Here is a 20,951-nt window from a genome sequence, read left to right on the forward strand (position 1 = left end):
AGTTGCGCTATCTTAAGCGCACGTTAATATATAGTTTAGCAGACAAGGAGTGGAAAAGTGAAATGATTGCACAATTGCAAAAAGACTTAATTGAATATGCAAAGTCAATCGGTGTCGACAAAATTGGTTTCACCCATGCCTCTCCTTTTCAAGAGTTAAAAAACCGATTGAAACGCCAGCAAGAGCTAAACTATCAATCTGGTTTTGAAGAGTCCGACATAGAATTGCGAACGGAACCCCATCGTCTTTTAGAGGGTGCGGAAAGTATCATAGCGATAGCTTTAGCCTATCCTTCAAAAATGGAAGAGGCACCTACCGGGAAAAAAGGAGCAAGACGCGGGATATTTGCACGGGCATCATGGGGAATTGACTATCATGTAGCTGTTCGCGAACGACTTCAATTAATTGAAGAATGGTTAAGAGAAAGAGTGCCAAATGTTACGCTAAAATCCATGGTCGATACAGGAGAGTTGGTAGACCGCGCAGTTGCTGAACGTGCTGGAATTGGCTGGAGCGGAAAAAACTGTTCGATTATTACTCCTGAGTTTGGTTCGTATGTTTATTTAGGGGAAATGATTACGAATATTCCATTCCAACCCGATAATCCAATCGAAAATGAGTGCGGTGATTGCCGCTTATGTTTAGATGTTTGTCCAACAGGTGCACTGGTTGAAGCAGGCCAGCTAAACTCAAAAAGGTGTGTAGCCTTTTTAACGCAAACGAAGGATTTTTTACCGGATGAATTTCGTGCAAAAATCGGTAATCGAATTTACGGTTGCGATACATGTCAAACAGTTTGTCCGAAAAATAAAGGGAAAATCAATTGGATTCATGATGAATTTAAACCAGACCCAGAATTGGCAAAGCCCCTTTTACAGCCATTGCTAAATATTTCAAATAAAGAGTTTAAGGCGAAATTCGGTCCGATGTCTGGTTCATGGCGTGGCAAAAAGCCGATTCAACGAAATGCGATTATTGCTCTAGCGCATTTTAAAGAGGAAGCAGCGGTACCCGATTTAATTGAGATATTGAAAAAAGATGAACGACCTGTCATGCGCGGAACGGCTGCATGGGCAATCGGAAAAATCGGTGGACCATTAGCAGAAGAAGCTTTACTTGCCGCGCGTGAGAAGGAAAGTGATTCCGATGTTTTGGCGGAGATTGAGAAGGGGCTTTTGTTGTTGGAGGTTTAGTTATCTTGGGATGAAGGACAAAACCGGGTGTGAAAATTGATTCGAGTGACTTTCATAGCGTTGATGAAGGACAAAACGCGAGGGAAAATTAATTCGAGTGTCCTTCATAGCCGTGATGAAGGACAAAACGGGAGAGAAAATTAATTCGAATGACCTTCATAGCCGTGATGAAGGACAAATCGCGTGTGAAAATTAATTCGAGTGACCTTCATAGGCGTGATGAAGGACAAAACGGGAGAGAAAATTAATTCGAATGACCTTCATAGCCGTGATGAAGATCAAAACGTGAGAGAAAATTGAATGTAGTGACTTTCATAGCCGAGATGAAGGACAAATCGCGTGTGAAAATTAATTCGAGTGACCTTCATAGCGTTGATGAAGGACAAAACGGGAGAGAAAATTAATTCGAATGGCCTTCATAGCGTTGATGAAGGACAAATCGCACGAGAAAATTGAATGTAGTGACCTTCATAGCCGTGATGAAGGACAAAACGGGAGAGAAAATTAATTCGAATGACCTTCATAGCGTTGATGAAGGACAAATCGCACGAGAAAATAGAATGTAGTGACCTTCATACCCGTGATGAAGGACAAAACGCGAGGGAAAATTAATTCGAGTGTCCTTCATTGACCGAGCTTGAAGCTATCTGAACGAAAAGCCAATTTATCCGAACGAAACAAAAGCGTATCCGCACCAATCAACAGCTTATGCGAACGAAACAATACTCTATCCGCACAAAACGGAAACACAAACGAACAAAATTCAATAAGGAAGTGTCACCATATGCCATTGCATATCGTTTTATATCAACCAGAAATTCCAGCAAATACGGGGAACATTGCCCGAACTTGTGCTGGTACGAATACATCATTACATTTAATTCGTCCACTCGGGTTTTCGACGGATGATAAAATGCTAAAGCGTGCGGGACTTGATTATTGGGAGCACGTAAATGTCGTTTATCACGATTCACTTGAAGATTTCGTTGAATATTCAAAGGATGGGGATGTTTATTTAATCGAAACCTATAGTGATGAACCGTTTACTACCCATGATTTTAGTGATCAAGAGCGGGATATTTATTTTATGTTCGGTAAAGAAACTACGGGATTACCTAAGGGCTTTGCCTATGAACGCCGAGAAATGTGTTTACGAATTCCTCAAAGCGATAAAGTCCGTTCGTTAAACTTATCGAATACAGCAGCAATCGTTATCTATGAGGCATTAAGACAACAAAATTATCCTGGATTAAAATAAAATGAAGGAGTTGTCTGAAAAGTCATTTTGAGACAACTCCTTTGCGATGAGGATAGTGGAAATTTATTTCTACTACTGCAGGAGCATTTTTATTGTGACGAGGATGGTGACAACCACCGCAGGAACAATAATTCATAAGAGATATTTATCAAGAAAGAAAAGAGGTGTCCAAAAAATTATTACTTTTTGGACACCTCCTTTTAAAATTAATCGATTACTAAAACTATTTTTCCTTTAGCTTTCTTAGACATAATATCAATATGAGCTTGTTTAGCTTCACTTAAAGGCAAACGACTTCCTACTTGAGGATTAAGAACACCCGACTTTAATAAAGCTGAAACCCCGATTAAGCATTCCTCATATTGTTTCTTAGGAATATTAAAAACAGCTGTACCTAAAATATCACATTCTTTTGCCATTGCATTTCTCGGATTAATTTCGATAGAGCCTCGATTTCCGATAACCACAATTCTGCCATATGGTGCGATAACTTTTAAATCCGTTTCTAAATTTGCATTGGCTAAGAATTCAATAATCACATCAGGACCAGTACTATTCGTTAACGCTAAAATTTCTTCGATAGTATCTTCTGTTACATGGTTGCAAACATATTGAGCTCCACTTTGAAGTACTAGATTTTTACCTTCTTCACTTGATGCTGTACCAATCACTGTTGCCCCGATGCTACTCGCCATTTGAACAGCAAGTAGTCCAACGCCACCGCTTGCTCCATGAATTAACACTGTTTCTCCGGGTTTAATATTAGCTCTCTGAAAAATAGCACGATAAGCAGTAACTGCAGGAATTCCTAAAGCAGCACCTTGTTCAAAACTAAAAGACTCTGGTAATAAGTGAACTGCACTAGCATCACATACTACTTTTTCAGCATAGGTACCAGTGTTTTTCTGTGCTAGTAATGCAGCAACAAATACACGGTCGCCAACTTTTACACGGGTAACGTCTTCACCAACAGACTCTACTATCCCTGCTCCGTCAAACCCTGGTGTATAAGGGAGGTCTGGGATTAGAAATGCATATGTGCCTGTTCGTACATAAGCTTCATTTGGGTTTACCCCGGCAGCAAATAATTTCACGCAAACTTCATTATTGCTTGGCTTTGGATCTTCTATTGTTTTGTACTTTAAAACATCTGGTTCACCAAATGTTGTCATTTGAATTGCTTTCATAGTGACCTCCTAAAGATTGTTTGTACCTCAATTATTTACCACAATAGCTAGAAGGTCTACTATGAATTTTTTATTCACCTTCTAATGTGAAAATGATACGTATGCCTGATGGATCTTCCGTTGAAAATAGTTGAGCCCCACCAAATTTAGGTGCACCTTCGTATTGTTCCACAATCGCACCCATAGCAGTTAGGTTTTTCTTAATCTGTTCAGCTTGTTCAGCATTATCTAACACTAACGTAAAGGATTTTAAGCCAACACTATTAGCAGGAGCTTTCTTACCACCTTCACTATTCCAAGTGTTCAGTCCGATGTGGTGATGGTATTTACCAGTTGAAATAAATAATGCTTGCATACCAAATCGGCATACTACTTCAAAACCAAGTGCTTCTGTATAAAACTTTTCAGTATTCGCTAAATCTGATACGGACAAATGGATATGTCCCATGACAGTACCTTCAGGAAGTCCGTTCCACTGACCATCGCCGTCTGCCATGATTGATTGAATATTTAATTGTTCGGTTACCATATGAACGGTAGAATCTCCGTACCAAATCCATTCGTCTTCTGGGCGGTCGATATAAACTTCAATTCCATTACCATCTGGATCATATAAATAAAGTGCTTCACTAACATGGTGATCACCCGCACCAATTCGTACATTTTTTTGTGCAATATGCTGAATGAAGTTTCCTAAGTCTTTTCGAGTTGGAAGCAAAATTGCAAAGTGATAAAGACCAGTTTGACCACCTGCTAGAGGTTGAGCATTATCAACTTGTTCCAAAGATAAAATACTAGTTCTACCGTCAAACGTGAGTACTGCAGTTTTTTCATCTTGTACTAGTACATCAAAACCGATGATATCTTTGTAATACTCGATAGAACGGTCTAAGTTTGAAACTTTTATTTGAACGTGTGAAACATACATATTTGGCTTTTTATGAAAATGTGTCGGCATAGGTAGCCTCCTTAATTAATATACTTACTTTATGTAACTAAGTATATTTTGTATATCAATATAAAGTCAAGCAAATTAAAAAGGACTGATATCAATGTATCAGTCCTTTTGGGTGAAATTATTTTTCTGATTTGTAGTTTCCTTCATAACCTGCTGTGAAAATTGCACAAACGAAAGCGACAACAACACCCAGAATTAAAATTAAATTCATGAAGTAATCCTCCTCATGTAATAAAACTCTCTTTTCAGTATAGCTCAATTAATAGTACTTTACTACATTAATTTGTGTCTAAGTTGGTTCAAATCTTATTATTTGGGAATAGTAAAAGAAGGAGGTTGACGAAAATGGAGAGAGAAAAAATGGAACCGAGCGGGCATATGACAAATAATATGGGAGATTTAATTTGGCTTGGAAAGCAGATGGAACGGATGCGTGATGGGTCGCAATTGGAAGATGATTTGCGTTTTCCAGATCCAATTCAATTCGATGAACTTGATAATGATAATGATGAGAAGCAAAGTTTAACTAGAAAAAATTAAAGATTAGGCTAGACCGAAAAGCTAAATCGGACTAGCCATAAAATTTTTATACGTTCACTTTATAATCTTTTAAGTCTTCTCGTAATTTAGCTTTTAAGAATTTTCCAACTGATGTTTTAGGGATTTCATTAAGGAAGACTACATCATCTGGAAGCCACCATTTTGCAAATTGTCCTTCTAAAAATGCTAGTAGTTCATCCTTCGTTACATCTTTTCCTTCTTTCAAAACGACACAGGCTAATGGACGTTCTTGCCATTTTTCGTGAGGTATTGCAATAACTGCTGCTTCAAAGACTGCTTCATGGGTCATCAATGCATTCTCTAAATCAACAGAAGAAATCCATTCACCACCACTTTTAATTAAGTCTTTTGTACGGTCAGTAATTTTGATATATCCTTCTGGTGTTACCACGGCAATATCTCCTGTGTATAACCATCCATCACGGAATGCTTCTGCTGTACGTTCATCTTTATAATATTCATCGGCAATCCAGGGGCCTTGAATACGTAGTTCGCCCATTGTTTTGCCATCCCAAGGAACCTCACCATTTTCATTGACAACTTCAGTGTTTAAAAGAGGAACAGGTAAACCTTGTGTAGCGCGAGTGTCTAACTTTTCCTCGGGAGTCCATTCTTCAATTGCTGAAGTGTAGTTAGATAAACTAACAATTGGCGTTGTCTCAGTCATTCCATATCCAACAATGAATGGAACATTAAATTTCTCTTCAAAGGTTTTTATTAATCCTTTTGGCGATGCAGATCCACCACAAACTACAGCACGTAATGATGATAAGTCTCGTGGATTTTTCTCTTGTTCTTGAGCAACACCCAGCCAAATCGTTGGCACACCAGCTGTTACCGTTACTTTTTCTTGCTCTATTAAGTCGAGTAGTAATGGAGCATTAAACATAGGACCAGGCAGAACTTGTGTTGATCCATAATTAACTGCTGCAAATGGCATTCCCCATGCATTCACATGGAACATTGGAACGACAGGCATAATGATATCTTTTTCTCTCAACCCCATACTATCTGCTAACCCTAGGGCAAGACTATGCAACACTAAACCGCGGTGGGAATAAACAACACCTTTAGGCATACCTGTTGTAGCACTTGTATAACACATACCTGCAGGAAGGTTTTCATCTAAATCTTCAGGGAATTTAAAGTCGTCACGCGCTTCTTCTAAAAGTTGCTCATAGGAATATACATTTGGGAAACTAGATTTTGGAACTTCTTTATTATCTTGCATGACAATAATATGTTTGACCGTTTTTAAAAACGGGATGGCTTTTTCAAATAATGGGAATAAATCACCATCAATCAGTAAAATTTCATCTTCTGCATGATTAATTACATAGATAATATGTTCTGGAGATAAACGAATATTGATCATATGGAGAATTGCACCTGTGCAAGGAACTGCAAAATATGCCTCAAGATGACGATGGTGGTTCCATGCAAAAGAGCCAACCTTTGTACCACGCTTCATACCAAGTTTTGTTAAGGCATCGGCTAATTTCCTTGTTCGTTTAACATAATCTTTGTAAGGGATGCGATGAATTGTTTCAGCACTTGTCCTAGAAATAATCAGTTTTTCTGGAAAATACTTTTCAGCTCTTTTTAAAAAACTTGTTAATAATAAAGGTGTTTCCATCATTAGCAATCAGCTCCTCCAAATAATATCCAAAGAGACAAAAGTCCTTCATACTTATATATTAAAAAGTAATATAAAATAGAACCATTTAGAGGAGAAAAATAGGAGAATTTTAGTAGAAAGATAAACTATTAATTTGAAAGTCGCTTTCGTTTAAGAGCGATTTAATTCATCGTATAATAAAGATAATAAATTAGGGGAGTGAGCATGGTGACAAGAATTCCATCAAAAACATTAGCAAATGGAGTAGAAATGCCGTATATGGGTCTAGGTGTTTATAAAATGACAGACCGTGAAGAAACCCTTCAAGCGATATCAAAGGCACTTGAAATTGGCTACCGCGCAATTGATACAGCTGCACTTTATTATAATGAAGCAGAAGTAGGGGAAGCAATTCGTAATTCAGGAATTAATCGTGAAGAAATTTTTGTAACAACAAAAGTGTGGAACTCGGACCAAGGTTATGATGAAACGTTAAGAGCATTTGAAACATCCTTGAAAAAACTTGGTCTTGAGTATGTGGACTTATATTTAACACATTGGCCAGTGGAAGGGAAATTTGTTGATACGTACCGAGCAATTGAAAGACTCTATGAAGAGAAATTAATTCGTGTACCAGGAGTCTCAAACCATCACGCGCATCATTTAGAAAAGGTATTTGCAAAAGCAAATGTAATGCCAATGGTGAATCAAGTTGAACTGCATCCATATTTATCTCAAGAAGAATTACGGGCATTTTGCAAAGAACACAACATTGCCGTAACAGCCTGGTCACCACTTGGCCGTGGAGTAGTTTTGAAAGACGAAACAATTTCAAAAATTGCTTCCGAAGTAGGTAAAACAGAAGCCCAAGTAATTTTACGTTGGCACTATCAAAATGACGTTATCACCATCCCAAAATCAGTAACACTCAGTCGCATCGAAGAAAACATCTCAATCTTTGACTTTGAACTAACTGACGACCAAATCGCACGCATCAACAACGTTAATAAAAACGAACGCGTAGGAAAAGATCCGGATAACTTCCACTTTGATTTTTAATTAGAAAAGCGGAGCGCGTTCGATTAGCCGTGAAAGAAACTGGAGACATCCGAGAAGTGTGCTCGCACACGCAGGAGGATGTCGAAGTTTCCGAACGGCTAACGCGCGTAGCTGGACAAATAAGAAAAGCGGAGCGCGTTCGTTCAGCTCCGACAGCAACTGGAAGAATCGGCAAAAGGGCGCTTTTTGCCCTTGAAGACGATTCTGAAGTTGCCGAGGAGCTAACGCGCAGAGCTGGACAAATAAGAAAAGCGGAGGCGGCTCGTCCAGGCTCGACACGCGCTGGAGACTTCGACAAGAAGGCGCTCTTTGCCTTCGTAGGAGAAGTTGAAGCGACGCGAGAGCCAAGCCGCCGCAGCTGGACAGTAGAAAAGCGGAGCGCGTTCGATTAGCCGTGAAAGAAACTGGAGACATCCGAGAAGTGTGCTCGCACACGCAGGAGGATGTCGAAGTTTCCGAACGGCTAACGCGCGTAGCTGGACAAATAAGAAAAGCGGAGCGCGTTCGTTCAGCTCTGAAAGCAACTGGAAGAATCGGCAAAAGGGCGCTTTTTGCCCTTGAAGACGATTCTGAAGTTGCCGAGGAGCTAACGCGCGTAGCTGGACAATAGAAAAGCGGAGGCGGCTTAATCAGCTGCGAAAAAACTGGAGACCGGCGACAAGCAGCTCGTCCAGAACAAAAAACAAACCGGCACTCAATCACGAGTGCCGGTTCAATTTTAGCTATTCATCCTTCACAATAATTTTCTCATTCAAGAAAGGATGCTCAAATTCCAGTTGGATGGCGTGGAGTTCATAATCGCCAGAAGCAGTTTTTCTAGCGTTATACATAGTGTCTCCAACAATCGGATGACCGATGTGTGCCATGTGAACACGGATTTGGTGTGTTCGTCCTGTTTCTAAAATTAAATGAACAATACAAGTATTTTTAAAACGTTTTACCACTTCAAAATGAGTGATGGCATGTTGTCCTGATTTGGAAACGACACGTCTCGTTGCGTGGTGACGGTCTTTTCCAATCGATGCATTGATTGTACCACTTTCTTGGCGAATATTCCCCTGAACCTCTGCACTGTACATACGAATAATCGACTTTTCCTCAATCATTCGGTCGAATATGGATTTTGCAATCGGATGCTTTGCAACCAGCAATAAACCTTTTGTTCCGCGATCTAATCGATGAACGTGCTCTGCATAATCGCCACCGTTTGCTTTTATATGCGCCATCACATGGTTCATACAAGTATCTGTATCGTGTTCATCATTAGGATGAGTTGCCATTCCTTTAGGTTTTGAGACGATTAAACAATGATCGTCCTCATAGCAAATTTTCACTTCACAAATCTCTGTTGGAATATAGTTGGATGTTGGCATTTCAAAAGTAAATTGAATGATCGTTCCTGCTTCTAATTTATCATTCCAGACCACGGCAGTGCCATCTTCATAAGTAACCGCTTTTGCCATTCTTAATTCATGAACGAGCTTTTTTCCTAAGCGCCATTTTGTTCGAAGCAATTGTTCTACGGTTAAATTGCTTTGCGGAATTGTATATTTAAACATGTTACCTCCAAAATGTATTAATGATATTATTATTGCTAAAAAAGAAGACAAAGTCGAAACATCGACCTTGTCTTAATCGTACTAGTAATTTTATTTTTCCACTTGTCCTAAGAAATCATAAATTACTTTTGTATCATTTGAGTAGTCTCCAACAATACGGTTTACTTCTTTTCCTTCATTAAAGTAAATCAATGTCGGTGTAGCTTCAACGTTGTAGTCATCCCAACCTTGTTCGTACTCTAAAATGTTTAACTGATCTATTTGAACCCCAAATTCATCTGCAATCGGCATTAATGATGGTGTCATTTTTTTACAGTGTGGACATTCAGGACTAAACATGTATGCTACAACAGGTTCTCCAGAAGCAATTTTATCTTCTAATGCATCTGGTAGAATGATGTTTTGATAATTCTCGTCATCTAATAAATCGATAGTAGACTGTCTTAAATTATCTGTGTCGTACGGATTGTTTGCCAACTTATCCTTATTTGATAGGTTCGTTAATAAAATAACAGCAATAAATAATACAACAACAACTGCTCCAATAATACCTAACTTTTTCAAGCTATTTACCCTCCTTTAAGGTTTTAATCATGTAAAAACTAGTAATGGCAATTAAGATAAATGCAACTAAAGCTAAAAATGGAATTGTGATAAAACCGAAATAATTGATGTATTGACCTGTACATGGCACTCTACCACATGCTGGAGCACTTTCAGATAAAAAATCTAGCTTTTGTATTCCATAATGGTATAGAGAAATCAACCCACCGATGCATGAAAACACTGCCGTAGTGACAGCAATACGAGCATTTTTTTGAATGTATGCAACGGTCGTCATTAAAAATATTGGATACATTAAAATACGTTGGTACCAACATAATTCACAGGGTTCATAGCCACGTACTTCGGAAAAATATAAAGAACCTAATGTTGCTACAAATGACGTAAGCCAAATAAATAGCAAACTATTCTCTAGTTTTTTATTCATAATGCTTTCTCCTAAGTAAAGTTTACTCTTGCAGTTATGATTATAGAGTGTTCATAAATAGATGTAAATGATATTGGATTATTATTCTAAAATAATTTGATTTGAAGACTTATTAATTCGAATGAAACTAGTAGCAAATTTACTATTGTATTGTCCAAGCGTGTTTCTTTCTAAGCGTAAGATTTCAATGATATTATAGTCTTAGCAATCGAGGTGACGTAAATGGTTATGAAGGATAACTCAAATATTACAATTTTAAAAGAAATCGCTGAGCTATTAAACGAAGAAACCGAAATGATTCCTATGTTACATGGTGCCTTAAGTAAGTTTTTAAATGGTACGAATTTTAAGACTGGTTGGATATTTTTTATAAATGACAAAGGTAAGGCTGAATTAGTAGCCCATGAAAATTTACCAGAAGCCCTTCAATATAATGAATGTGAACATTTGAAAACTGGTGGCTGTTGGTGTGTTTCAAGATATCGAAATAATGAATTGAAAAAAGCTTCTAACATTATTGAATGTCAGAGAATTGAAGCGGCTCTTGAAGCGAATGTGGGGGACCCTGCTGGTATTACCCATCATGCCACAGTTCCTTTACAATCAGGTGATGAACGTTTTGGAATATTGAATGTCGCTTCGGCAAATACAGTTAGTTTTTCTGATGAAGAATTAGAATTACTTGAATCTGTTGCTTTCCAAATGGGTTCTGCTATCAAACGAATTTATTTAACGAAACAGGAACAAGAAATAGCACTAGTGCAGGAGCGAAATCGGCTTGCTCGAGACTTACATGATTCAGTAAATCAATTACTATTTTCGGTTACATTAACTGCAAGAGCTGGAATTGAAATGAGCGAGCAACAAGAAATTAAAGAAACATTTAAGGAAATTCAACAACTTACTCAATCAGCCCTGACAGAGATGCGTGCCCTTATCTGGCAATTGCGTCCAAAAGGTTTAGAAAGTGGATTAATAGAAGCAATCAAAGCTTATGCTGAAATGTTAAATATTAATTTAACAGTACATGTTTCTGGTGTAATTCAATTTCCATCTCGAATCGAAGAAACATTATTCCGTATCGCTCAAGAAGCATTAAACAATGTTCGAAAACATGCTGGGGTACAGGAAGCGGCATTATATATGAACGTAACACCTACTGATATTCTACTTGTAATTAAAGACGAAGGTAGAGGTTTCATTATTGATAACGAGTTAAACATTCCTTCAATCGGTTTACAATCCATAAAAGATCGTGCCAATGCTGTTGGTGGAACAGCGGACATAGTAAGTGAAATAGGTAAGGGGACGGAACTGTTAATCCGTTTACCTTATTAGGGGGAAAATTATGATACGTGTATTAATAGCAGATGATCATCACGTAGTTCGACGAGGTTTATTGTTTTTTTTAAAAACACAAAAAGACATTGAAGTAGTAGGAGAAGCGAAAAACGGATTAGAAGCGGTTGAACTTGTTGAATCGTTGCAACCAGATATCGTTTTAATGGACTTAGTGATGCCTGAAATGGATGGTATTCAAGCAACGAAAAAAATTAAAGAACAATGGCCGGATATCTCCATTTTAATGCTTACTAGTTTTGCAGATAAAGACCACGTATTGCCTGCTTTAGAGGCGGGGGCAGCTGGTTATCAATTAAAAGATATAGAACCTGATGATTTAGTGAGTTCGATTCGTCAAATTATTAATGGAGAGAATATATTACATCCTGTAGCTAATTCAAAGTTAGAAGAAACACTTCGAGAAGAAGAAAATTTACCTCACGTAAAAAATCCTTTAACGCCAAGAGAACAAGACGTTTTAGCAGAGTTAACAAAGGGGAAAAGTAACCGTGAAATTGCAGCATCCTTATTTGTAACTGAAAAAACGGTAAAAACACATATTTCAAATATCTTCACAAAATTGGAAGTCCAAGATCGGACACAAGCAGCACTTTATGCAGTAAAACATAATTTAACAGATGGAAGTTCAGATAGATAAAAGCATATTTTTACGCAAGAATAGTATTTTTTAAGGTTCTTGCGTTTTTTTTGCATCTTTATTGTTTTTTTACATACTTAATAGTATCCTCATAGTGTAAAAGTTGAAAAGGGGGACACTAGGTTGATTTTAAAGGCACCCTCCTCAAAAAATAAATTAAAGGGAAAGTTTAAAAGGGAATCAGATGGATACATCCCTTTACTAAAAAAGTTGAAAATAGCCCATTCCGGTGCGCTTATTTGGTTATTGTTATCCATTTATCTTTCATTAAATTGGGTACACGAACTATCACTAATTGTTACATTACCTGTTGCGCTATTTATTATTGGAGGAATTGCTTATATCCCGGGGTACATCAATGCCTTTAATGTGATTAGTCTTCTATTAGACCGTCAACCAAAATTTAAAGTATCGAATCCTACTGTACCGATTACTATATTAATAGCTTGCTATAACGAGGAAAAAAATATTAGAACGACTTTGCAATATATATATAAACAATTTTATCTTGGTGAGATTAAAGTAATTGTTATTGATAATAATTCAACGGACCGAACAGCTGAATATGCTCAACAGTTTGCAAAAAAATTTAAGATGGATATCCGTGTCATCCATGAATCAAAAAAGGGAAAACATCATGCTTTAAACAGTGCTTTAAAATTGGTGGATACGCCCTATACCATTATCCTCGATGCAGATACAATATTAATGCCGGGATCGTTAAGGTATATTGTTTCAAGACAACTAACTGCACCTGACGATGTCGTTGCAACGGCGGGAGCAATATTAGTTCGAAATGGTCGTAAAAATTTTTGGACGAAATTGCAGGAGTGGGAATATTTCCTAGGAATTGCTTCTGTTAAGAGAATGCAAGGGATGTATCAAGGAACATTAGTAGCACAAGGGGCATTTTCCATTTTTAGAACAAAGAATCTAGTTGATATCGGTGGTTTTCCAGATGTAATTGGAGAAGATATTGTTGTAACATGGCTTTTATTAGGTAAAGGGTATAAAGTGTACTTTGAACCGTTAGCTGTTGCTTTTACGGACGTGCCAGAAACTTTCAAACATTTTCAGCGACAACGCTCCAGATGGGCAAGGGGAATGATTGAAGCATTAAAACAAATTAAACCTTGGCAACAACCGAATCGTTTCCCAAGGTATGCAACATTTTTAAATTTACTCATGCCGTATATCGATATTGTCTATTCTTTAGCTTGGATTCCAGGTCTTATATTAGCCTTTTTCGGAATCACATGGATAGCAGGTCCAATGACATTACTAGTTTTACCTTTAGCTCTTCTGCAAAGTTATATATTGTATAAGTACCAGAAAAATGTATTTAAGCATTTAAATCTCCGCATTCGAAAAAATAAAATGGGATTTATTTTATATGTTTTAACATACCAATTTATTTTATCTCCAATCTCCTTATATGGTTATATTGAAGAGGTATTTAAATTGAAGAGAGTATGGAAATAAAAAGTGCCTATTCTTTAGAATCGGCACTTTTATTTAGAAATGGTAATCTTCTTCAGTTGGCTTAGGAGTTTCGTGGGGTTCGATATGAACATGTACCCTACAAAAAGGATTGGATTGTTTGATTGTTGATTCGATTTTCTCTGTAATTCGATGACTTTCCCAAACATTTAAATGGGGATTTACAGTGACCGTTACATCTATAAAACTCATATTCCCATGAGTACGACCTTTAAAATCCAATAAACTAATTACCCCGTCAACATTACGAATTAAAACTGATAAAGTCTCAGCTTCTTCAATATCAAATCCATCCGTCAACGTATGTACAGCTTCCCAAAAAATTTCAATAGCCGTTTTAATAATGATGATACCGACAATTAAAGCAGTAAAAGTATCGACGATTGGGAATCCGATTATCGCACCGAAAATACCAATAGCAGTACCTATACTTACAAGAGCATCTGAACGATTATCATAAGCAGCGGCTTTTACGGCAGTGCTATTAATTTTTTGGGCTAAGGAAAGATTATATCGATATACTCCATACATTACAACTGCACTACCCATTGCAACAACCGCTGTTAAGATGGAGGGCGTTTCTTTAATAGGATTCAACAAATGCTTAATTGAGTTTAGGAGTACTTGCAAACCAACAACCATCATGATAAAGGATGCAATAACTGAAGCAATCGTTTCTGCTCTTAAGTGCCCATATTGGTGATTTAAATCAGGTGGTCGTTGAGAAATTCTTAAGCCAATTAATACAGCTACAGATGCAATGATATCTGTTGTATTATTCAGACCATCTGCTTTTAATGCTTCTGAAGATCCGAAATGTCCAATTGCTAGTTTGATAGCGCTGAGAAGGATATAGGTTCCAATTGATAACCAAGCACCTTTTTCCCCTGCTCGTAAATTTGTATATAACTCCACTTTGTTTCCTCCAAGCAAAACTTTAACCCATGATAAAACGACTCCCCATATAATGGAAAGTCGTTTGTATTAAGTATGTTTAATTCTGTTCGTTACCTTCAGTGTCTTCTTCTGACGTTTTTTCTTCTTCAGGTAGTTTGGTTACTTCAAGATAAAGGATATGGTGACCATCCGATTCTTTAATTTTAAATTCATATCCTTGGAAGTCATAGCTATCACCTTCGACAGCATCGAAGCGTTGCGTTAAGAACCAGCCACCGATTGTATCAACGTCTTCGTCAGTAATTTCAATACCGAGCATATCGTTTACTTCTTCTACTAACAATTTTGCATCTAGTATATAGTGACCGTTGCTTATTTCTTGAACTTCCGGTATTTCGTCTTCGTCAAATTCGTCTTGAATATCGCCGACAATTTCTTCAATAATATCTTCTATTGTAACTAATCCTGATGTACCACCGTATTCGTCCATTAGAATAGCCATGTGAATTCGTTCTTGTTGAATCTTAAGTAATAAATCACTAATCGGCACGGTTTCAAACACTCGAATAATTGGTTGCATATAGTCTACAACGGGTTTGTTACCGTTTGCAGGATTTTGGATATAAGCAGTTAAAAGATGCTTTAAGTTAATTAAACCTATTACGTGGTCTTTGTCTCCATCAATAACAGGGTAACGTGTATATTGTTCGACACCCATAACTTCGAACACGTCTTTAACTGTTAAATCTTTTTCGATACTAACAATCTCAGTTCGAGGAACCATAATTTCCTTCGCAGTGCGGTCAGAGAATTCGAAAATACTGTTTACATATTCGTATTCTGAGTGGTTAATTTCTCCACCTTTATAACTGTCCGCTAAAATTAAACGAAGTTCTTCTTCAGAGTGAGCAACTTCAGATTCAGAAGCCATTTTATATCCGAATAATCCAGATAAACCACGTGCAGATCCATTTAAAAGTTTGATAAACGGATACATGACGTTATGGAAAAGAATTAAAGGCCCCGAAAGTTTTAAAGTAAGCTCTTCTGATTTTTCGATGGCAAACGTTTTTGGTGTTAATTCTCCTACGACAACGTGTATATATGTTACAAGTAAGAATGCAATAGCAAAAGAAAGAAGTGAAGAAATTCTTGCATCAAAATTCCACATTTCAAATAAAGGATGTAACATCATATCAAATGTAGGTTCACCTAGCCAACCTAAACCAAGGGCTGTAATTGTAATCCCTAATTGACAGGCAGATAGGTATTCGTCTAAATCTGAAATAACTTTTTTAGCCTTTATTGCTTTTTTATTGCCTTCAGCAACTAATTGATCAATTCGTGTTGATCTCACCTTTACGATTGCAAACTCAGTTGCAACGAAAAATGCCGTAGCAGCAATTAACAAGAAAAATGCTGCCAACTTAATGGTTAACTCTACTATGTCTACGTCCAAATACGTTCTTTGTCGCAAGCCCAAATGAGGGGGGCGATCAAAGAGTACACCTCCCGTGAAATAAAAATAATGTAATAATACAATGATAAAATATTTTATGAAAAAATACAAATTGTGAAAACAAATTTTAAAAGAGAAAATTTTGAATTTTAGAGAATATTAGTATCTATAAATTAATAGGAAAAAGAGCTGTTAAGTACTATTACTGTCACTGCTTAAAAGTTGAAATTGAGCCGTAGCACTACTACAGTGTTAGTAATTGTTTTTAGTTATTATTGTTCACTAAAAAAATATTTTTAATCAAAGAGTACATATTACCTTGGAAAAATTCCCTGATATTCTATTTATTAATCATAAACATGAAAGAGCATTAATTCATGAATCATTTTTTCAACTGCTACTAACTCTTCTTCGGATGGTTTTATACCAATCCATTTTATCGACCCATCCTTATTATATTCTGCTTTATAATATTGTTGTTTGTAGTAAAACGTAATCACCCATCCAGGTAACTGACTATTTTCAAATAATGGTTTGAAGTGAAAATGTTGTATCATCCATAAATCCCCCTTTGAAACCTATAGCTTTAGTTAATCGTACTAAAAATAGGTATGAAAGGCTATTATTATCTTTAAGTTCCACCACTTTGATATAATAAACACAAGTTTAAATGACGGAGAGGTTATTTATGGAAAATGCACTAGTCACGATAATATTTATGGCATTGGTTGGAGCTGCTATAGGTGGATTTACAAACTATTTAGCAATCAAAATGCTATTCCGACCACATAATGCAATCTACATTAAAAATTGGCGTTTACCTTTTACACCTGGGCTTATACCAAAAAGAAGAGAAGAACTTGCAACACAAATTGGAGTAACGGTAAATAAATATTTATTAACACCGGAAGTCTTTCAAAAAAAGCTCTTTACTGAAGAAATGCGAAATTCTGTGTTGGATTTTGCACAAAAAAAGGTTCAAAGCACTGTTTTTACTGATGATAAAACGATATTACAATGGTTACAAATTGCAGGATTTGGACATTTGCCTAATACAATTGAAACTAAAATCGATACAGTAATAGAAAACCAATTTTTAAATGTAAAGAATACTTTATCTTCCACAACAATTAATGAACTTCTACCTGAAGAAATGCATCAAGCAATTGAAAAGAAAATCCCAGAGGCTGTTTCCTATTTACTTCAAAGAGGGGAAGAATATTTTTTATCTCCCCAAGGTGAAACAACCATTAAAAATATGATGGATGATTTTTTAGTTTCAAAAGGGTCATTTGGTGGGATGGTCCAAATGTTCTTAGGTGATTCAACATCCCTAGTAACAAAACTTCAGAGAGAACTTGTGAAATTCATTAACGCTCCTGGTACAAAAATTCTTTTAATTAGCATTTTCTCTAATGAATGGGATAAAATTAAACAACAACCTGCGATAAATTTTCTTAAAGATATTGATTTCGAACCAATATTATCAAACATACAATCATACGCTAAGAGAGAACTTGCAATTGAAAGCAGACTAAACCAAACGATAAATCATTATTGGCCGACTGGTATTGACTATGCAAATAATGAGTTGCTGCCAAAATTAGTTGATAAAGGGTTTGCTGAGGCAGAAAAACAACTAGAACAAATGTTAATTCGTCTAAACCTAGAAGAAGTTGTTCGAGAGCAAGTCAACTCTTTCCCATTGCAAAAGTTAGAAGAGATTGTTATTGGTATTGCGAACCGCGAACTTCAAATGATTACAATACTTGGTGCTGTTTTAGGTGGAGTAATTGGAATTGTTCAAGGGTTGATTGTTTTTTTAATAAATTAATAAATGAGAGTGGGTAAACCTTTTGATTAACATTTACAATGACATTAATAAGTTAGAAGCAACGCTACGTCAAACTCCGGAGTTTATTGCATTAAAGGAAGCTGTTGAAGCAGTTCGCGCTGACGAAGAAGCGACAAAACTTTTTACGAATTTCCGTGATATCCAAATGAAATTGCAACAAAAACAAATGAACGGTGAGGAATTGCAAGAAGATGAGTTAGTGTATGCACAAAAAGCTGCACAATTGGCACAGGGTAGTCCAAAAATAATTGCTATGTTAGAAGCTGAAATGGCTCTAAGTAAAATTATTGAAGAAGTTAACCGTATTTTAGTTAAACCAATTCAATCGTTATACGACGGACTTTAATAAGAAGACCGCACGATACTCTCGTGTGGTCTTTTTATATTTGAAGTGTAATTCGTATAGATCTCTTTGAAACGATTGGTTTTCATAAAGGTATTTGCAATGAGTATTTCGTCTTCATAACAAAGGGTATAGTCGAAATGTTCCATAAAAAATCTTCGAATCGGATCATAATGTTCATTTAGAGAAATTGCTCCAGCAAGAGTTGGTCTATCCAGTAAGAAAATGAGGTCACAAATTGACTTTTTACTATAATAGGAGAGAGAAATCGTAATATACAGTGTCCTTTCATCACACTTAGCTTCAGGAATTGAGTGAAAATCGATGCTTAGCTGTTGAAGGATTGATGTGAAGCTAACACTTTCTAATTTTTTGTATGGGATTTTCTTGAAAAGTACCATGTAGTTACCCCCTCTATTAACTTTTTGAAAATTTAATAATTATATATTATATATGAGTTGATTCAATATATCTAGAACTTATAGTAAATTTGAATTACATTAATTACAGTATTTACCATTACCATAGTACTAAGTGTGAATAGTAGTTTTCTGTAGTAGTGATTTACTATTGTTTCGATATTAAAATGCTTTATAATAAAATGATTGAAATAAAGAGGAAAGTGAGTCTACGATGAAAATAATCGAAGTAAATGAAGAATTTAAAGAAGATTGGAATCGTGTGTTAAATCATATAGCAAATTTATTTTTTGAAGACTCGAAAATAGTAGTATCTGCTCCAGATGCTGAACTATCTTTTCGTTTTCAACATTTAATAGATGAAACTAATACAATCAATACTTCATGTGAAATGCTTGCAGATGGTCAATCATATAGCAGTAACTATTCAATTCAATATGACTCAGTTGGAACGGAAAAAGAACAGGCAATTCGAATGAAACGTGCACTTTCCCATGTTATGTTAGATGTTCTTGAGCAATATACAGGAATGACACAAACTTGGGGAATCTTAACAGGGGTGCGACCAACTAAGTTATATCATAAGTATCGTAAACAAGGGTTTTCTGATGAACAGATTTATGAAGTTTTAAAACAAGACTTCCGTATATCTGATTCGAAAATAGCCCTTATGCGAGAAATTGTTGAACGCCAATTAGTGACTATCCCTGACTTAGATGAACTAGGTAAAGAGATTTCAGTCTATATTGGGGTTCCGTTTTGTCCAACAAAATGTGCATACTGTACTTTCCCAGCCTATGCCATCCAAAGTAACCGAAAGTCTGGTAGAGTAGAATCCTTTATTGACGGATTACACATTGAAATCCGCGCAATGGGTAAATGGTTGAAAGACAATAATATAAACATTACATCTGTTTATTGGGGTGGGGGTACTCCGACATCGATTGAAGCAGAGGAAATGGACGCTTTATATAAAACGATGTTTGAATCCTTCCCAAATCCTGAAAACATCCGAGAAATTACAGTAGAAGCAGGCCGACCTGATACGATAACACCAGAGAAAATTGCTGTTCTTAAGAAATGGGGAATTGATCGCATTTCAGTAAATCCTCAAAGTTATACAGATGAGACTTTAAAAGCAATCGGTCGTCATCACACTGTACAGGAAACAATCGATAAGTTTTGGCTTTCTCGAAATTCCGGTATGAACAATATTAATATGGATTTAATTATTGGTCTACCGAACGAAGGGATAGAAGAGTTCCAACATTCCTTGGATGAATCGGCAAAAATGCAACCGGAATCCTTAACAGTTCATACATTGTCATTTAAACGTGCGTCAGAAATGACTCATAATAAGGACAAGTATAAAGTGGCGGATCGTGAAACGGTTACGAAAATGATGGATATGGCAAGTAGTTGGACTCGCGAAAATGGCTATGTACCTTATTATTTATACCGTCAAAAAAATATATTAGGTAACTTAGAAAACGTGGGATACTGTAAACCGGGTGAAGAAAGTATCTATAATATTGTCATCATGGAAGAAGTACAAACGATTCTAGGAATTGGGTGTGGCGCTTCAACGAAATTTGTAAACCCAGAAACAGGGAAGATTACACAATTCCACAACCCAAAAGATCCAGCTGCATATATTATGACCTTTGAAGAAGCAATCGAGAAAAAAATAAAGATGTTAAATGATTTATATAATTAAACAAAAAGTCGCTGCATAGATGTAGCGGCTTTTTCATTTCGGATGCAATGAAGAGAAATGGTTATATTAAATACAGATTAATGCAGGTAATCCGTATGAAAGGAGTTTTTATAAATGGAGTCCAATTTATATACGTTAGATCGATTTGAATTGGATTATGCTATTTTTCTAAAGCGCCCAGAAGAAACAGATCAACTTTTAATTCATCGCTCTGAAATCCTTACACCTATAAAAGAAGGGGATATCGTTCAAATTCATGGGTAGTGTCAAAACTTCTATGAAAAATTGAAAAACACAAGGTATTGGGCGATAAGTACTCTCCGAACGAGGGGACAATCGCTCTTGACAAACATTCCGAAAAGGTTGCGCCCATATTTT

The 20,951-nt window shown here is 36.4% G+C and carries 21 protein-coding genes; 11 read left to right on the top strand and 10 right to left on the bottom strand.

Annotation, left to right across the window (positions count from 1 at the left end; genetic code table 11):
* The first annotated feature begins 62 nt into the window (after positions 1-62).
* Positions 63-1,193, top strand: a complete 1,131-nt coding sequence (gene queG / locus D8M03_RS11525) for a tRNA epoxyqueuosine(34) reductase QueG (protein ID WP_121214931.1) — start codon at positions 63-65, stop codon at positions 1,191-1,193.
* Positions 1,194-1,977: 784 nt separating this feature from the next.
* Positions 1,978-2,451, top strand: coding sequence for a tRNA (uridine(34)/cytosine(34)/5-carboxymethylaminomethyluridine(34)-2'-O)-methyltransferase TrmL (gene trmL / locus D8M03_RS11530; RefSeq protein ID WP_121214932.1), 474 nt, complete (start codon positions 1,978-1,980; stop codon positions 2,449-2,451).
* Between the two features lie 206 nt (positions 2,452-2,657).
* Here trmL and D8M03_RS11535 read toward each other — a convergent pair whose 3' ends face one another.
* Both D8M03_RS11535 and D8M03_RS11540 read right to left on the bottom strand, forming a co-directional pair.
* Entirely contained in the window at positions 2,658-3,638 is a 981-nt protein-coding gene (locus D8M03_RS11535; RefSeq protein ID WP_121214933.1) for an NADPH:quinone reductase, read from the bottom strand.
* Positions 3,639-3,708: 70 nt separating this feature from the next.
* On the bottom strand, positions 3,709-4,596 hold the full coding sequence (locus D8M03_RS11540) for a VOC family protein (protein ID WP_121214934.1): 888 nt from the start codon (positions 4,594-4,596) through the stop codon (positions 3,709-3,711).
* A 345-nt stretch (positions 4,597-4,941) separates the two neighbouring features.
* On the opposite strand from D8M03_RS11540, the gene D8M03_RS11545 reads away from it, so the two are divergent.
* Positions 4,942-5,136 (top strand): hypothetical protein, encoded by a 195-nt coding sequence (locus D8M03_RS11545; RefSeq protein ID WP_121214935.1) that lies wholly within the window; start codon positions 4,942-4,944, stop codon positions 5,134-5,136.
* Positions 5,137-5,182: 46 nt separating this feature from the next.
* Here D8M03_RS11545 and D8M03_RS11550 read toward each other — a convergent pair whose 3' ends face one another.
* Positions 5,183-6,796, bottom strand: a complete 1,614-nt coding sequence (locus tag D8M03_RS11550) for a long-chain fatty acid--CoA ligase (RefSeq protein WP_121214936.1) — start codon at positions 6,794-6,796, stop codon at positions 5,183-5,185.
* A gap of 204 nt (positions 6,797-7,000) precedes the next feature.
* On the opposite strand from D8M03_RS11550, the gene D8M03_RS11555 reads away from it, so the two are divergent.
* Entirely contained in the window at positions 7,001-7,834 is an 834-nt protein-coding gene (locus D8M03_RS11555) for an aldo/keto reductase (RefSeq protein WP_121214937.1), read from the top strand.
* Positions 7,835-8,556: 722 nt separating this feature from the next.
* Here D8M03_RS11555 and D8M03_RS11570 read toward each other — a convergent pair.
* The 3 genes from D8M03_RS11570 to D8M03_RS11580 all read right to left on the bottom strand — a co-directional run bounded on the left by D8M03_RS11570 (position 8,557) and on the right by D8M03_RS11580 (position 10,384).
* Positions 8,557-9,393, bottom strand: coding sequence for an RluA family pseudouridine synthase (locus D8M03_RS11570; RefSeq protein ID WP_121214940.1), 837 nt, complete (start codon positions 9,391-9,393; stop codon positions 8,557-8,559).
* Between the two features lie 90 nt (positions 9,394-9,483).
* On the bottom strand, positions 9,484-9,957 hold the full coding sequence (locus tag D8M03_RS11575) for a thioredoxin family protein (RefSeq protein WP_121214941.1): 474 nt from the start codon (positions 9,955-9,957) through the stop codon (positions 9,484-9,486).
* Position 9,958: 1 nt separating this feature from the next.
* Complete coding sequence (locus tag D8M03_RS11580; RefSeq protein WP_121214942.1) at positions 9,959-10,384, bottom strand: disulfide oxidoreductase; 426 nt, start codon at positions 10,382-10,384, stop codon at positions 9,959-9,961.
* Between the two features lie 228 nt (positions 10,385-10,612).
* Here D8M03_RS11580 and D8M03_RS11585 point away from each other — a divergent pair, with 228 nt between their 5' ends.
* From D8M03_RS11585 to D8M03_RS11595, 3 genes are all read left to right on the top strand, one after another.
* Positions 10,613-11,722, top strand: coding sequence for a GAF domain-containing sensor histidine kinase (locus D8M03_RS11585; RefSeq protein ID WP_414674159.1), 1,110 nt, complete (start codon positions 10,613-10,615; stop codon positions 11,720-11,722).
* A 10-nt stretch (positions 11,723-11,732) separates the two neighbouring features.
* The gene (locus D8M03_RS11590; RefSeq protein ID WP_121214944.1) at positions 11,733-12,383 is read left to right on the top strand and encodes a response regulator; all 651 of its coding nucleotides are present in this window, start codon (positions 11,733-11,735) and stop codon (positions 12,381-12,383) included.
* Positions 12,384-12,575: 192 nt separating this feature from the next.
* Positions 12,576-13,865, top strand: a complete 1,290-nt coding sequence (locus tag D8M03_RS11595; RefSeq protein ID WP_414674160.1) for a glycosyltransferase family 2 protein — start codon at positions 12,576-12,578, stop codon at positions 13,863-13,865.
* 33 nt (positions 13,866-13,898) lie between these two features.
* Here the strand turns inward: D8M03_RS11595 and D8M03_RS11600 are convergent, their stop codons facing one another.
* From D8M03_RS11600 to D8M03_RS11610, 3 genes are all read right to left on the bottom strand, one after another.
* Positions 13,899-14,798, bottom strand: a complete 900-nt coding sequence (locus D8M03_RS11600) for a cation diffusion facilitator family transporter (RefSeq protein WP_121214945.1) — start codon at positions 14,796-14,798, stop codon at positions 13,899-13,901.
* 79 nt (positions 14,799-14,877) lie between these two features.
* Entirely contained in the window at positions 14,878-16,206 is a 1,329-nt protein-coding gene (locus D8M03_RS11605; RefSeq protein WP_211330911.1) for a hemolysin family protein, read from the bottom strand.
* Between the two features lie 380 nt (positions 16,207-16,586).
* The gene (locus tag D8M03_RS11610) at positions 16,587-16,796 is read right to left on the bottom strand and encodes a YheE family protein (RefSeq protein WP_121214946.1); all 210 of its coding nucleotides are present in this window, start codon (positions 16,794-16,796) and stop codon (positions 16,587-16,589) included.
* Positions 16,797-16,927: 131 nt separating this feature from the next.
* Between D8M03_RS11610 and D8M03_RS11615 the strand changes: the two genes are divergently transcribed.
* Together D8M03_RS11615 and D8M03_RS11620 are read left to right on the top strand one after the other, a co-directional pair.
* On the top strand, positions 16,928-18,073 hold the full coding sequence (locus tag D8M03_RS11615; RefSeq protein ID WP_121214947.1) for a DUF445 domain-containing protein: 1,146 nt from the start codon (positions 16,928-16,930) through the stop codon (positions 18,071-18,073).
* A gap of 22 nt (positions 18,074-18,095) precedes the next feature.
* Positions 18,096-18,440 carry a YlbF/YmcA family competence regulator gene (locus D8M03_RS11620; RefSeq protein ID WP_121214948.1) on the top strand — a complete coding sequence of 115 codons (345 nt, stop codon included), beginning with the start codon at positions 18,096-18,098 and terminating at the stop codon, positions 18,438-18,440.
* Here the strand turns inward: D8M03_RS11620 and D8M03_RS11625 are convergent.
* Positions 18,437-18,838, bottom strand: coding sequence for a hypothetical protein (locus D8M03_RS11625; RefSeq protein ID WP_121214949.1), 402 nt, complete (start codon positions 18,836-18,838; stop codon positions 18,437-18,439). The genes D8M03_RS11620 and D8M03_RS11625 overlap by 4 nt on opposite strands.
* Before the next feature lie 232 nt (positions 18,839-19,070).
* On the opposite strand from D8M03_RS11625, the gene D8M03_RS11630 reads away from it, so the two are divergent.
* Positions 19,071-20,573, top strand: coding sequence for a coproporphyrinogen III oxidase (locus D8M03_RS11630; RefSeq protein ID WP_121214950.1), 1,503 nt, complete (start codon positions 19,071-19,073; stop codon positions 20,571-20,573).
* A gap of 114 nt (positions 20,574-20,687) precedes the next feature.
* On the top strand, positions 20,688-20,837 hold the full coding sequence (locus D8M03_RS11635; RefSeq protein ID WP_121214951.1) for a DUF3006 family protein: 150 nt from the start codon (positions 20,688-20,690) through the stop codon (positions 20,835-20,837).
* Positions 20,838-20,951 lie beyond the last annotated feature (114 nt).

This window comes from Ureibacillus endophyticus, from assembly GCF_003628435.1.
In the GTDB taxonomy this organism is placed as follows: Bacteria; Bacillota; Bacilli; order Bacillales_A; family Planococcaceae; genus Ureibacillus; species Ureibacillus endophyticus.